Annotated in this window: 12 protein-coding genes; 3 read left to right on the top strand and 9 right to left on the bottom strand. The window is 73.2% G+C overall.

The genetic code is table 11. The annotated features are described in order from the left end of the window. Nucleotides 1–114: 114 nt before the first annotated feature. The 5 genes from AB0O11_RS22705 to asnB form a co-directional block, all read right to left on the bottom strand. The gene (locus tag AB0O11_RS22705; RefSeq protein WP_363389871.1) at nt 115–489 is read right to left on the bottom strand and encodes a nuclear transport factor 2 family protein; all 375 of its coding nucleotides are present in this window, start codon (nt 487–489) and stop codon (nt 115–117) included. Nucleotides 490–533: 44 nt separating this feature from the next. Then, on the bottom strand, nt 534–1259 hold the full coding sequence (locus tag AB0O11_RS22700) for an SDR family oxidoreductase (protein ID WP_363389868.1): 726 nt from the start codon (nt 1257–1259) through the stop codon (nt 534–536). 196 nt (nt 1260–1455) lie between these two features. Continuing rightward, a complete protein-coding gene (locus AB0O11_RS22695) occupies nt 1456–2880 on the bottom strand; it encodes a pyridoxal-dependent decarboxylase (protein WP_363389865.1) in 1425 nt (474 codons plus the stop codon). 162 nt (nt 2881–3042) lie between these two features. Then, on the bottom strand, nt 3043–4155 hold the full coding sequence (locus AB0O11_RS22690; RefSeq protein WP_363389862.1) for a hypothetical protein: 1113 nt from the start codon (nt 4153–4155) through the stop codon (nt 3043–3045). 288 nt (nt 4156–4443) lie between these two features. Further along, on the bottom strand, nt 4444–6294 hold the full coding sequence (asnB, locus tag AB0O11_RS22685; RefSeq protein WP_363389860.1) for an asparagine synthase (glutamine-hydrolyzing): 1851 nt from the start codon (nt 6292–6294) through the stop codon (nt 4444–4446). 216 nt (nt 6295–6510) lie between these two features. Here asnB and AB0O11_RS22680 point away from each other — a divergent pair, with 216 nt between their 5' ends. Together AB0O11_RS22680 and glmS are read left to right on the top strand one after the other, a co-directional pair. Continuing rightward, on the top strand, nt 6511–6786 hold the full coding sequence (locus AB0O11_RS22680; RefSeq protein WP_355254796.1) for a hypothetical protein: 276 nt from the start codon (nt 6511–6513) through the stop codon (nt 6784–6786). 45 nt (nt 6787–6831) lie between these two features. Beyond that, nucleotides 6832–8658, top strand: coding sequence for a glutamine--fructose-6-phosphate transaminase (isomerizing) (glmS, locus tag AB0O11_RS22675; protein WP_363389857.1), 1827 nt, complete (start codon nt 6832–6834; stop codon nt 8656–8658). A gap of 154 nt (nt 8659–8812) precedes the next feature. Here the strand turns inward: glmS and AB0O11_RS22670 are convergent, their stop codons facing one another. The 3 genes from AB0O11_RS22670 to AB0O11_RS22660 form a co-directional block, all read right to left on the bottom strand. Beyond that, a complete protein-coding gene (locus tag AB0O11_RS22670) occupies nt 8813–9007 on the bottom strand; it encodes a hypothetical protein (RefSeq protein ID WP_363389855.1) in 195 nt (64 codons plus the stop codon). After that, nucleotides 8992–9891: a glutaminase gene (locus AB0O11_RS22665; RefSeq protein WP_363390051.1), complete on the bottom strand. Its 900-nt coding sequence runs from the start codon at nt 9889–9891 to the stop codon at nt 8992–8994. Before AB0O11_RS22665 ends, AB0O11_RS22670 begins: the two co-directional genes overlap by 16 nt. A gap of 225 nt (nt 9892–10116) precedes the next feature. Continuing rightward, nucleotides 10117–10821, bottom strand: a complete 705-nt coding sequence (locus AB0O11_RS22660; protein WP_363389852.1) for a DUF3152 domain-containing protein — start codon at nt 10819–10821, stop codon at nt 10117–10119. A gap of 572 nt (nt 10822–11393) precedes the next feature. On the opposite strand from AB0O11_RS22660, the gene AB0O11_RS22655 reads away from it, so the two are divergent. After that, nucleotides 11394–11609: a heavy-metal-associated domain-containing protein gene (locus AB0O11_RS22655; RefSeq protein ID WP_363389849.1), complete on the top strand. Its 216-nt coding sequence runs from the start codon at nt 11394–11396 to the stop codon at nt 11607–11609. 110 nt (nt 11610–11719) lie between these two features. On the opposite strand, the gene AB0O11_RS22650 is transcribed toward AB0O11_RS22655, so the two are convergent. Beyond that, nucleotides 11720–12271: a DinB family protein gene (locus AB0O11_RS22650; protein WP_363389846.1), complete on the bottom strand. Its 552-nt coding sequence runs from the start codon at nt 12269–12271 to the stop codon at nt 11720–11722. Nucleotides 12272–12331: the final 60 nt, after the last annotated feature.

Raw genomic sequence — 12331 nt, 5'->3', positions numbered from 1 at the left:
CGGCCGGTGTCCTGCGGCCCGCCGTCGAGGGCTGGGCGGCCGTCCTCACGGCGCCTTCGCCGGTGCGGGCCCCGGCGGGACCCGCGCCGGCGCACCGCTGCGCGGAGCCGGGCCTCAGGGCAGTCGCGAGACCTGGTAGTGCGCGATGGCCCACCCGTCGTCGGAGCGTCGCAGCAGGACACCGAGGTTGACGGTGAGGGTCGGGCGGTCGGTGAAGGCGAACTCGGTGCCGAGGTAGCCGAGGAGCAGGCCGTCGGCCGGCCGGCGGGTCTCCAGGACGCGGTACTCGGCGGTCATCCCGAGCGGCTGGGACTCGTAGTAGGCGGCGACGCCCGCGCGTCCGACGCTGTAGGGGTGGAGGCCCTGGAGGACCGCGTCCTCGGTGAAGAGGGCGGCCACCCGGTCGGGCCGGTGCTGGTCGACGGCGGCCTTCCAGCGGTCGAGCACGTCGCGCAGGATCGCCTCGTCCTGGGCGTTGGTCCGGTTCATCGCTCTGCTCCGGGAGTCGAAGGGAGGGACGGGGCAACGGGGGCTCAGTGGCCGGCGCTCATGCCGCCGTCCACGTGGAGGATCTCCCCGGTGACGAAGGCCGCGTTCTCCAGGTAGAGCACGGCGTCGACGATGTCGGCGATCTCGCCCAGGCGGCCGACGGGGTTCATCCGGGCCAGGTGGTCGTGGGTCTCGGGGGCGTGCATCGGGGTCCGGACGTTGCCGGGGGAGACGGCGTTCACCCGGATGCCCCGGGTGGCGTACTCGATGGCCAGGGACTTGGTGGCGGACTGCAGGCCGCCCTTGGTCAGCGAGGCGAGCACGGAGGGGGCCCGGGTGTCGGCGTTGTCGACCAGGCTGGTGGTGATGTTGACGATGTGTCCGCCGCCCTGCGAGAGCATCTGACCGACGGCCAGCTGGGTGAGGTGGAAGAAGCCGGTCAGGTTGACGCCGGTCACGGCGGCGTAGTCGGCGGGCGTGTAGTCGGTGAAGGGCTTGGCGATGAACAGGCCCGCGTTGTTGACCAGGGTGTCGATCCGGCCGAAGCGCTCGATCGCGGCGGAGACCAGCCGTTCGGCGGTCGCCGGGTCGGCGATGTCGCCCGGGACGGCGAGGACGCCCGCGTCGTCGGCGGGGGCGATGCCGCGCGAGGTGGCCACCACGGCGTGGCCGAGCTTGCGGTAGCCGTCGACCAGGCCGGCCCCGATGCCCTGGGAGGCTCCGGTGATGAGGGCGACCTTCTGCCGCGGCCCCGGCTTGGACGTAGACATGACATACCTCCGGTGGGTGCGGCCGGGCATCGGCCCGGTGGCGGGTGCGGGATCGCTGTCGACCACGGTTGCGGCCCCGTCCTTCGGGGCGTCCGCCGGCCGACTCCTCGACGGTAGGCCGGGCGCCATGGTCGGGCAACGCCGAACCGCCCCAGCGCCGGGACCGGCGGTGGGCCGCCTGCCCCGGCGCAGTGGCCTACCGCAGCAGTTCCGACGCCGCGGCCTTGACCTCGGCGAGCAGGAGGTGGAGGTCGGCCTCCGTGGTGGCGGCGTTGAGGAGGCAGGCGCGGAGCATCTCGGCGCCGCCCAGACGGGCGCCGGTGACGAAGACCCGGCCGCGCCGCTGGACGGCGACGGGGAGCTCGCGGTTGAGGGCGTCGCGGGCGGCCTCGTCCAGACCGGGCGCGCGGTGGCGGAACGCCACGATCGAGGTCTGCACCTCGGCGAGCAGCTCCAACTCCCCGTCCGCTTCGACGAGTTCACCGAGCCGGCGGGCCAGGGCGGTGCACCGGGCGATGTCCTGGACGAGGCCGTCGCGGCCCTTGTGGGCGATGGTGGCCCAGACCTTGAGGGCCCGGAAGGGCCGGGTCTGCTCGGTGCCGTACTCGGAGAACCAGCCGAGCGCGCCGGACGCCTCGTCGCGCAGGTAGGACGGGACGAGGCTGAAGGTGCCGCGCAGCTCCTCGGTGTCGCGGACCAGCGCGCAGCCGCAGTCGACCGGGACGCCGAGCCACTTGTGCGGGTCGAGGGCGAGCGAGTCGGCGCGCTCCAGGCCGGTGTAGCGGTGGGCGATGGCCGGGTCGAGCCGGCCGAAGGCGCCGTACGCGCCGTCCACGTGCAGCCAGAGGCCCTGGTCCTCGCACAGGTCGGCGATCGGGCCGAACTCGTCCACCGCGCCGGCGCCGACGGTGCCGGCCGAGGCGACCACCAGGAAGGGCAGCAGGCCGGCCGCGCGGTCGCGCTCGATCGCCGCCCGCAGGTCGGCGGTGTCCAGTCGGCCGTCCGGGCCGGTGGCCACGGTGCGCAGGTGCCTGCTGCCGAGGCCGAGGAGCTCGGCGGCCTTGCGGACGCAGGAGTGGGTCTCGCCGGTGACGTAGCCGACCAGCGGCGGGAGTCCCGTCAGGCCGTCCTCGCGGACGTCCCGGCCGGCGAGCCGGGCGGCGCGGTCGCGGGCGGCGGCGAGGCAGACGATGGTCGCCATCGAGGTGCCGGAGGTGAGCAGACCGCCGCCGGCCGGGTGCGGGAAGCCGACCAGCTCGGCTATCCAGCGGACCACGGCGCGCTCCAGGTGGACGTCGGCGTGGTCGCCGCCGGCCGAGCTGGGGTTCATCGCGGAGGCGGCGAGGGTGGCGAGCACCCCGGCGGGGGCGGGGGCGGAGTTGACCCAGCCGAAGAAGCGCGGGTTGCCGTTGCCCATCGGGTACGGCAGGACGTCCCGCCCGATGGCGCCGATCAGCTCGTGGAGCGGGCGGCCGCCGGCGGGCAGCGGGGCGTCGAGCAGGGCTTGGCGGGCGGTCTCGTCCATGGGCTGCCAGACCGGGCGCCCGGGCAGTTCGGCGAGGTAGTCGGAGACCAGGTCGGCGGTGGCGTGCGCGGCGGCGCGGAAGTCCTCGGTGGTCATGGCGTGCTCCAGGGAGGCCGGGGGACTGGCTGGGCGAGGCGCGGCTTCCTCGGCGCACCCTGATCTGGCGATGATCGGGGGATCCTATGCATGAGGGCCCTCGCCGTGCGGCGAGGGCCCTCATGCTGAGACCGGGAGCGTCGGTCCGGGAGACCGGGAGCGTCAGTCCAACGTGCTGGACAGGCCGCCGGCCGAGCGGCAGTAGCCCTGCATCTCCTTGTTGGTGATCTTGGCGCAGAGCCGTCCGGCCGCGCCGCCGTCGGTGTAGTTGACCGTGTAGTAGCTGACCAGGCCCTCGGCACAGGCCTTGCGCTGCCAGCCGTCGGCGGCGGTGGCGCACTGCTCGGCCGCCCAGTCCTCGCGGTCCAGGTTGTACTTCATGGTGCGTGAGCCGACGCCGCGGCTGCAGTCCACCGCCCCGCCGTCGGCCTTGCCGTTCAGGCACCACTTGAGGGCCTCGGCGTAGACCTCGGGGTGGTTCGGGTAGTCGTGCGAGGACAGGTAGAAGGTCGGGGCGTAGAAGTAGCAGGCGGACTGGAACAACGCCGGCTGGTCCTTGCACGGGTAGAGCGGATCCTGGGCGAGCTTGTCGGCGGGCAGGTTGGCCTTGGCCTGCTCGTCCTCCTCGTCCGGGCCGAAGAGCTGCATGAACAGGCCCTCGGAGCAGCGGATCCGGTTCTGCTCGGAGGGGAACTTGTTGCACAGGTCGCGCGCCTTGGCGACGTCCTGCTTGACCACGAACATGGTGCCGTGGCCGACGCCGTGGATACAGGGCCCGGCGTTCTTGGGCGCGCAGAGCTTGAGCAGGTCCGTCTCGGGCTGGGTGGAGGCGTTGAGCATCTCCTCGACCGCGCCGTGCAGGTAGCCGGCCGCGCAGGTCTCGTGCGGGAAGGAGATGACCTTCTGGAAGTCGGCGTTGAAGCGCTTGACCGCCGCGTGGCCGAGCTCGTGCGCGATCGGGTGGCAGAAGCGCACGGTGTACGGCTTCTCCTTGGTGATCTTGTCGAGGTCGGCCAGGGCGACGCCGGGGTCGGTGGCGTCCATCTCGGCCATCAGCTTGTTGCGCAGCGTGGAGCGGGTCCACACCGCCGGGTCGCCGGTCGGGGTGGCGCTCGCGGGGCCGGTCACGGCGAGCCGGGCGCCGGCGCTCCCGGGGGCGACGGCGGCCTGGGTCGCGGTGGCCGCCGCGGGCGACCAGTCGGTGACGGCCACCGACCCCAGGCCCAGGACGCCCAGGAGCAGGGCGGTGAGAATCGCGAAGACTCGCGGCTGCATGACGGGATCCCCCGGCGGATCGAGGTGAACGTTTCGCTTCCATCCTGACGGTACGTGAGCGGTAATCCGCGAGTTCGTCCGCCATTCGGGAGGTGTCGGCGACGCTACCTCACCCCGGGACCTCCGGGCCTGGCGGGATGGTCCCGCACAATCACCCGGACGGAGTATGGGGGCGCGGGCGTCGGCGGCTGCGCCGTCCGGGTGGTGGTGCCGGGCGCCCCGGCGCCTCGTGGGTGGCGGCGCCGGCGGCCCCGCCCTCCGCTGTTCGGGCGCTGACGGCTCCGCCGCTCACAGCTCCAGCGTCACCCGGTACTCCGTCAGCCAGGCGTCGAAGTCCAGTGCGAGGTCGACGGCCAGCCGGACGGACTGCGGGTCGGTGTCCGGGGCGAGCGCGTCGGCGAGGCGCTGCCGGTCCAGCAGGTCCAGGGCAGGGGACGTGCGTTCGGCGGCGAGCCGGGCCAGTCCGGCGCGCAGCTTCGCCGGGTAGTGCGGGTCGGTGGTGACCGGGTACGGGCTCTTCGCCCGCTCGGCGACCGCTTGCGGCAGCACGTCCCGGACCGCGGCGCGCAGCAGGCTCTTCTCCCGTCCGTCGAAGGACTTCATCGCCCACGGGGTGTTGAAGACGTACTGCACCAGCCGGTGGTCGCAGAACGGCACCCGCACCTCCAGGCCGTTGGCCATGCTCATCCGGTCCTTGCGGTCGAGCAGGATGCAGACGAAGCGGGTCAGGTTGAGGTACGAGATCTCGCGCATCCGCCGTTCCAGTGAATCGGCGGCCGGAAGGTGCGGGACTTCGGCGATCGCCTCGCGGTAGCGGGCCTTGCGGTAGCCGTCCAGGTCGAGCTTGCGGAGCAGTCCGGCGTCGAGGAGGTGCTCGCGCGGGGTGGCTCCGCCGCCGGCGATGTCGGTGAGGCCGAGCGCCCAGGGGAAGTCCTCGACGGCGATCGTCTTCGGGTCGTGGAACCAGCGGTAGCCGCCGAAGAGCTCGTCCGCGGACTCGCCGGACAGTGCGACGGTGGAGTGTCGGCGCACGCCCCGGAAGAGCAGCAGCAGCGAGGTGTCCATGTCGCCGACGCCGTTCGGCAGGTCGCGGGCGCGCAGCACGGCGGAGCGCCGGGACGGGTCGGTCAGGTCGGCCGCGTCCAGCTCGACGACGCTGTGGTCGGCGCCGACGTGGTCGGCGAGCAGCCGGGCGTACGGGCCGTCCTGGGTTTGCCGGACGTCGTCGGCGTGGAAGTTCTCGCTCTGCCCGGCGAAGCCGACGGAGAAGGAGCGCACCGGCCCGGCCCCGGCGGCGCCCAGTGTCCGGGCGGCCAGGGCGGTGACGGCGCTGGAGTCCAGGCCGCCGGAGAGCAGCGAGCAGAGCGGGACGTCCGCCTCCAGCTGGCGGTGCACGATGTCGTCCAGCAGGGCCCGGACGGTGGCCACGGTGGCCTCCAGGCTGTCGCCGTGCTCGCGTGCCTCCAGCGCCCAGTAGCGGCGGATCGAGAGGCCCTCGCGGCGCACCCGGACGACGTGCCCGGGCCGGACCTCGTGGATGTCCCGGTACGGGGTGAGGCCGGGGGTGCGGGTGTAGCCGAGCAGTTCGCGCAGCCCGTCCAGGTCCACCACCGGGCGGACGGCGGGGTGGGCGAGCAGGGCCTTGACCTCGGAGCCGAAGACCACGCCGTCCGGGGTGCGGTGGTAGTGCAGGGGCTTGACGCCCATTCGGTCGCGGACCAGCAGCAGCTCCTCGCGCCGGACGTCCCAGACCGCGAAGGCGAACATGCCGTTGAGTCGCTCGGCCAGGTGCTCGCCCCACTCCAGGTAGGCGCGCAGCACGACCTCGGTGTCGCTGTGGGTGCGGAAGCGGTGCCCGGCCGCCTCCAGTTCCGCGCGCAGTTCGCGGTGGTTGTAGACCTCGCCGCTGTAGGTGAGCACGGCCAGCGGCCGGCCGTCGTGTTCGACCGTCATCGGCTGGACGCCGCCCGCGATGTCGATCACCGCGAGCCGGCGGTGGCCGAGCGCGGCGTGCGGCTCCAGGTGGACGCCGCCGGCGTCCGGGCCGCGGCGGAGCTGGGTGGCCGTCATCGCGTCGAGGACACCCCGTTCGGCGGTGAGGTCGCGCTCGAACGCGACCCATCCGGTGATCCCGCACATCAGCAAGCCTCCGGTCTTCCGCTTCGTGTTCAGGGGGTCACGCTACGTGCGGAGTCGGCGCCGCTTCAAGGGGCTTTCGGGAACGGGGGCGAACGGGCGGCCGGTTGACGGTCGAATGTGGAGGAGGTGTGAAGGTGGGCTGAAAGTCGTAATGTCTGCCCGATTTCGGGCAGGAACTTTGGCTTCGGTGGGCCGCGCGACCTAGGCTCCTCATTCGTGCCGAGCTCACCCCACCCTCACGAAGACCTCCTCGCCCACCTCACCCGGACCAGCCCGCTCGGGCCCCGGGAGGCGGCGCGGGTCGTGGCGGAGGTGCTGGCGTACTTCTCCGAGAGCACCGAGGAGTACGTGCGCCGCCGCCACACCGAGCTCCAGGCACGCGGTCTGACCAACGAGCGGATCTTCGCCCGGCTCGCCGAGGAACTGCCGCAGCGCCGGGTCTCGGCGCCGGAGCTCTCGGCCCGCCAGCTGCGGCGGATCGTCTACGGCTGAGCCGTCGTTCCCGACCTTCCGAAGACTTCGAAGAGGAGACCACGCATGTGCGGAATCGTGGCCTACATCGGCCCCAAGGACGCGACCCCCTTCCTGCTGGAGGGGCTGGCGCGGCTGGAGTACCGCGGGTACGACTCGGCCGGCGTCGCCGTCACCGGGCGCAGCGGCGGGATCAAGCTCCGCAAGGTGAAGGGCCGGGTCGCGGACCTGGCCGCCGCCGTGCCGGCCCGGTTCAAGGGCACCACCGGCATCGGCCACACCCGCTGGGCCACCCACGGCGTCCCCAGCGACGCCAATGCGCACCCGCACCTGGACAACGCCGAGCGGATCGCCGTCGTCCACAACGGCATCATCGAGAACGCCGACGAGCTGCGCGCCAAGCTCACCGCCGACGGCGCGGTGTTCCGCTCCGAGACCGACACCGAGGTGCTCGCCCACCTGATCGCCGCGCACGTCGCCGAGGGCGTCGAGCTGGAGGACGCGGTGCGGGCCGCGCTCGGCCGGGTGGTCGGCACCTACGGCATAGCCGTGCTCGACGCCCAGCAGCCGGACCGGATCGTGGTCGCCCGCAACGGCAGCCCGATCGTGCTGGGCATCGGCGAGAAGGAGATGTTCGCCGCCTCGGACGTCTCCGCGCTGGTCCGCTACACCCGCCAGGTCGTCCACCTGGAGGACGGCGAGCTGGCCACCGTCCGGGCCGACGGCTTCCGCACCTTCACCGCGGACGCCCGCACCACGCACCGCCAGCCGTCCACCGTGGACTGGGAGGTCGACTCCTACGACACCGGCGGCTTCGAGCACTTCCTGCTCAAGGAGATCCACGAGCAGCCCGGCTCGGTCGAGCGCACCCTGAGCGGCCGGCTCGACGAGCGCTTCGCCACCGCGCACCTCGGCGGCCTCAACCTGGACGCCCGGGAGCTGCGCGAGATCCGCCGGGTGAAGATCCTCGGCTGCGGATCGGCCTACTACGCGGGAGAGATGGGTGCGCAGCTGATCGAGGAGCTGGCCCGCATTCCTGCGCACAGCGAGCCCGCCTCGGAGTTCCGCTACCGCAACCCGGTGATCGAGGCGGACACCCTGTACGTCGCGGTCAGCCAGTCCGGCGAGACCTACGACACCCTGGCCGCCGTCCAGGAGATCAAGCGCAAGGGCGGCCGGGTGCTCGGCGTCGTCAACACCGTGGGCAGCGCTATCGCCCGGGAGTGCGACGGCGGCATCTACCTGCACGCCGGTCCGGAGGTGTCGGTCGCCTCCACCAAGGCGTTCACCTCCACCGTGGTCGCCTTCGCGCTGCTCGCCCTGCACTTCGGTCGCATCCACGACCTGTCGCCCGCCGACGGGCGCCGGATCGTCTCGGCACTCCAGGCGCTGCCGGACCAGATCCGCGAGGTGCTGGAGCAGAGCGAGGCGATCGCCGGACTCGCCGCCGAGTACGCCGACTCGGTGGGCATGATGTTCATCGGCCGGGTGCGCGGCTACCCGGTGGCTCGCGAGGGCGCGCAGAAGCTCAAGGAGATCTCCTACGTGCACGCCGAGGCCTACCCGGCGAGCGAGCTCAAGCACGGTCCGCTGGCGCTGATCAGCCCCGAACTTCCCACCGTGGCACTGGTTCCGGACGACGAGCTGCTGGACAAGAACCTGACCACGCTGGGCGAGATCAAGGCCCGCTCCGGGCGGGTCATCGCCGTTGCCCACCGGCGGCCGGAGGAGAAGCTCGCGGACCACTGCATCCTGGTGCCGAAGAGCGAGCCCGAGCTGGACCCGCTGCTGCTCAACATCCCGCTCCAGCTGCTCGCCTACCACGCCGCCGTCGCCCTGGAGCGGGACGTGGACAGGCCGCGCAACCTCGCGAAGAGCGTGACGGTGGAGTAGGGCCCTTCGGGGAGGGCGCCCTCGGAGCCGGGCGCGTGCATCGGACTCGCGGGTTCCGGTCGCTGTGCGGACGGCCGGGGCCCGCGTCCGGCTGGACTTCGCCTCGCCGGGCGGCTGACCCGGCGAGGCGGTCCGGTCGGCCGGGCCGGCCCGGTCAGGCGGCAGGCCGGCGGAACTGTTCGATCAGGGCCGCGTAGCCGCTTCCGGCGTGGCCCGCGGCGATCGCTCGGTCGACCAACTCCCGGTAGAAGTGGGGAAGTTCGACGTTCACGCCAAGGGCTTCACTCTCCTCGGTGAGGTGGCGCAGGCCGCCCGGTGGCGGCTCGGAACCGATCAGAACACCGAGCACCCGGAGAGGGTGGTCAGAGTGTCCAGGGCGGTGACCGCGGCGACGGAGTTGCCGGCCTGGTCCAGGCGCGGGCCCCAGGCGCAGACGGCGGCGCGGCCGGGGAGTATGGCGAGGATGCCGCCGCCGACGCCGCTCTTGCCGGGCAGACCCACGCGGAAGGCGAACTCGCCGGCGGCGTCGTAGGTGCCGCAGGTGAGCAGGACGGCGTTGATCCGCTTGGCCTCGCTGCGGGACATCAGCCGGGTGCCGTCGGCGCGCACGCCGTAGCGGGCGAGGAAGGAGCCGGCCAGCACCAGGTCGCGGCAGCTGGTGGCGACGGCGCAGTGGGCGTAGTAGTGCTCCAGGACGGTCTCGACCGGGTTCTCCAGGTTGCCGTGGCTGGCGATGAAGTGGGCCAGCGCGGCGTTGCGGTGGCCGTGTTCGGCCTCCGAGGCGGCGACCACCGGGTCGGTGTCGAGCAGCGGGTTGCCGGACTCGCGGCGCAGGAACTCCCGCACCGCACCGGAGGCGTCGCCGGTCATGGTCTGGAGGCGGTCGGTGACCACCAGGGCGCCCGCGTTGATGAACGGGTTGCGCGGGATGCCGTGCTCGGTCTCCAGCTGCACCAGGGAGTTGAACGGGTTGCCGGACGGTTCGCGGCCGACGCCCCGCCAGAGCGTGTCACCGCCGTAGGCCACCGCGAGGGCGAGCGAGAACAGCTTGGAGACGCTCTGGACGGAGAACGGCTGCTCCCAGTCCCCGACGCCGTACAGCTCCCCGTCGACGGTGGCGACGGCCATGCCGAAGGCCTCCGGGTCGGCGGTGGCGAGGGCCGGGATGTAGTCGGCGACCCGGCCCCGGCCCGTGGTCGCCCGGGCGGCCGCCTCGGCGGCCTCCAGCAGCACCGGCCAGTCCAGGATCTCCCCGCCGGGCACACCGTTCAACGCTTCTCCTCCACCGGCACCGACTGGGGACACGACCGGGACCGGGCGCGCGGTGCGGGTGCGTCCGGTCCGACCAGGATTATCCGTGTTTCGGGCGGGTGGTTCGGGAGGGGGTGGGGGTTGGCCTGGTGCGGCGTGGTGCGGAGCCGTGCGGAGTGGTGCGGAGCCGGTGTCGCTCGGGGGCGGCTACGGCGCGTTGGTGGGGGCCTGGACGGGCGGGCCGGTGAGCAGGGTGCCGGTGTCCGAGTACGGCCGGCCGTTGGGGACGCAGCCGTGCAGCCCCTTGATCTGCTGCATCATCACCGGTGCCGGGGCGCCCGGGCCGGGGCAGTCGACGTGACCGTAGCCGAGGATGTGGCCGACCTCGTGGTTGACGGCGAGTGCGTGGTACGGCTCGGGCCTGCCCTGGTAGAACTCGGACAGCTCGGTCCAGCGCTTGAGGTTGATGACCACCTGGTGGGTGACGCCGCAGTTCACCCAGCCGCCGGTGTCCAGGCCGTACTGGCCGCAGATCCGGTCGGTGGACTTCGGGGTGGCCAGGTAGACGGTGAAGTCCACCGGGTCGGCGGGCATCCGCTGGAACGAGGCCGTGCCGCCGGCCGCCCAGCCGTGCTCGACGTCGCCGAGGACCGCGTCCACCTCGGCGGCGAACTGCGCCGGGCTCTCCGCGATCCCGTCCTCCACCCGCACCTTGTAGCGGTACAGGCGCTCGCCGGTGCCGAAGCGGGCGGAGCCGCCGGGCGCGGTGGTGAACGCCAGCCGGTCCCGGTCCTCGCCCCCGCCGCTCCACGGTTGCCACCAGAGCAGCCCGGCGGTCAGCGCCGCGACCAGCGCGAGGGCGAGCACGCCGCGGCGGGTCTTCCAGCGGCGGAGCCGCGCGAGCGCCCTCAACGGCCCGCTCCCGCCGCGTCCAGGTGGCCGTACACCCTGCGCGTCCGCCGATGGTGGACGGGGAGCGTCGGGCGGAAGGCGCGGACGGCGCGGAAGGCGGCGATCCCGGCGCGCCGCGCCCCCGCGCCGGGAGCGCGACAGGCCCCGGCGAGGCGGGCGGACTCGCCGCGTAGGGCGGAGCGGGCCGTCAGAAGGGCGGTGGTGCCCGGTCGGGCGGGAATCGGGGCCGGAGCGGACATGGCGGAAGTACTCCAGGACGGGATCGACGGGCCGTGGCGGCCGATCGGTGGCCGGGCCGTCGCCCGGTTGCGCGAAGGGGTTGTACCTGGAGGAACGGGGCGGGGCGGGGCGGCGGTTCAGGAAGTGGCGTGCGCCACGGCGGGATCCCTGTCGGACGGGAGGCCCGGGCGGTTCCCGGAACCGCTCGATGGTGTCACCCGGGCGGCGTGTCCCTGGGCGGTGCCGTCGGATTCGGGTGTCGTAGGGCGGGTCGACCCGTCCGGGTCGATTCGTCGGGGCCGATCCGCCCGGGTCGGCCCCGTCCCGTCCGGAACGCCATCGGAGGCACCGTCATGTCCATCACCGCCGTTTTCACCGTCGACGGCATGAGCTGCGGCCACTGCGAGGAGACGGTCAGCGCCGGGCTGGCCGCCCTGCCGGGCGTCACCGACGTCAGTGCCGACGCACCGAGCGGCCGGGTCGCCGTGGCCTCCGCGCAGCCGCTGGACGAGTCCCTGGTCCGCAGCGTGGTCGACGGGGCCGGGTTCACCTTCGTCGGGCGGGCCTGAGGGCGGCTCCCGGGTGCGGGTGCGGGTGCGGGTGTGAGGGGTCGGGGTTTTGAGGGGGCGCGGGGCCCGCCGGTCGTCGCCGACGGGCCCCGCTGCCGTGCGGACCGGGCTCAGCCCATGCTCTTCGCGCCGTCCAGGGACTCGCGGATGATGTCGGCGTGGCCGGCGTGCTGGGCGGTCTCCGAGACGATGTGCAGCAGCACCCGGCGGGCCGACCACTCGGTGTCCGCCTCGAACCACGGGGCCTTCGGCAGCGGCTGAGTGGCGTCCAGGTCGGGGAGGGTGACCACCAGCTCGTCGGTCCGGCGGGCCACCTCGGCGTAGGCCGCGAGGACACCGGCCAGCGTCTCGCCGGGCAGCAGGCGGAACTCGTCCGCGCGGCGGGCGAAGTCCTCCTCGGTGAAGCTGGTGAAGTCGGGCATCGCGGACGGGCCCTGCACGATGAACTCCGCCCAGAGCCGCTCGACGCTGGTCACGTGCTTGATCAGGCCGCCCAGGCACAGCTCGCTCGCACAGGACCGCAGACCGGCCTGCTCGTCGGTGAGGTCCCGGGTGGTGAAGCGCAGGAAGTGCCGCTGCTTCTCCAGGGCCACCAGGAGGTCGGCGCGCTCGCCGGTGGGGCTCTCGGTGGTGGCGGCGGCGGTGGTGGTCGTGCTGGTCATGGTTCCGGCCCTTCGTTCGGTTCCTGCTCCCTCGGACAAGAACAACGCTATGGGCCATTG

The sequence above is a fragment of the Kitasatospora sp. NPDC093102 genome, from assembly GCF_040683915.1.
Classification (GTDB): Bacteria; Actinomycetota; Actinomycetes; order Streptomycetales; family Streptomycetaceae; genus Kitasatospora.
Note: the sequence above shows the minus strand (reverse complement) of the source record. Positions and strands in the feature narration are given on the sequence as shown.

Coding starts and splice junctions, on each gene's coding strand:
- AB0O11_RS22705 (WP_363389871.1), bottom strand. CDS start 489: ATGAACCGGACCAACGCCCAGGACGAGGCGATCCTGCGCGACGTGCTC.
- AB0O11_RS22700 (WP_363389868.1), bottom strand. CDS start 1,259: ATGTCTACGTCCAAGCCGGGGCCGCGGCAGAAGGTCGCCCTCATCACC.
- AB0O11_RS22695 (WP_363389865.1), bottom strand. CDS start 2,880: ATGACCACCGAGGACTTCCGCGCCGCCGCGCACGCCACCGCCGACCTG.
- AB0O11_RS22690 (WP_363389862.1), bottom strand. CDS start 4,155: ATGCAGCCGCGAGTCTTCGCGATTCTCACCGCCCTGCTCCTGGGCGTC.
- asnB (WP_363389860.1), bottom strand. CDS start 6,294: ATGTGCGGGATCACCGGATGGGTCGCGTTCGAGCGCGACCTCACCGCC.
- glmS (WP_363389857.1), top strand. CDS start 6,832: ATGTGCGGAATCGTGGCCTACATCGGCCCCAAGGACGCGACCCCCTTC.
- AB0O11_RS22655 (WP_363389849.1), top strand. CDS start 11,394: ATGTCCATCACCGCCGTTTTCACCGTCGACGGCATGAGCTGCGGCCAC.
- AB0O11_RS22650 (WP_363389846.1), bottom strand. CDS start 12,271: ATGACCAGCACGACCACCACCGCCGCCGCCACCACCGAGAGCCCCACC.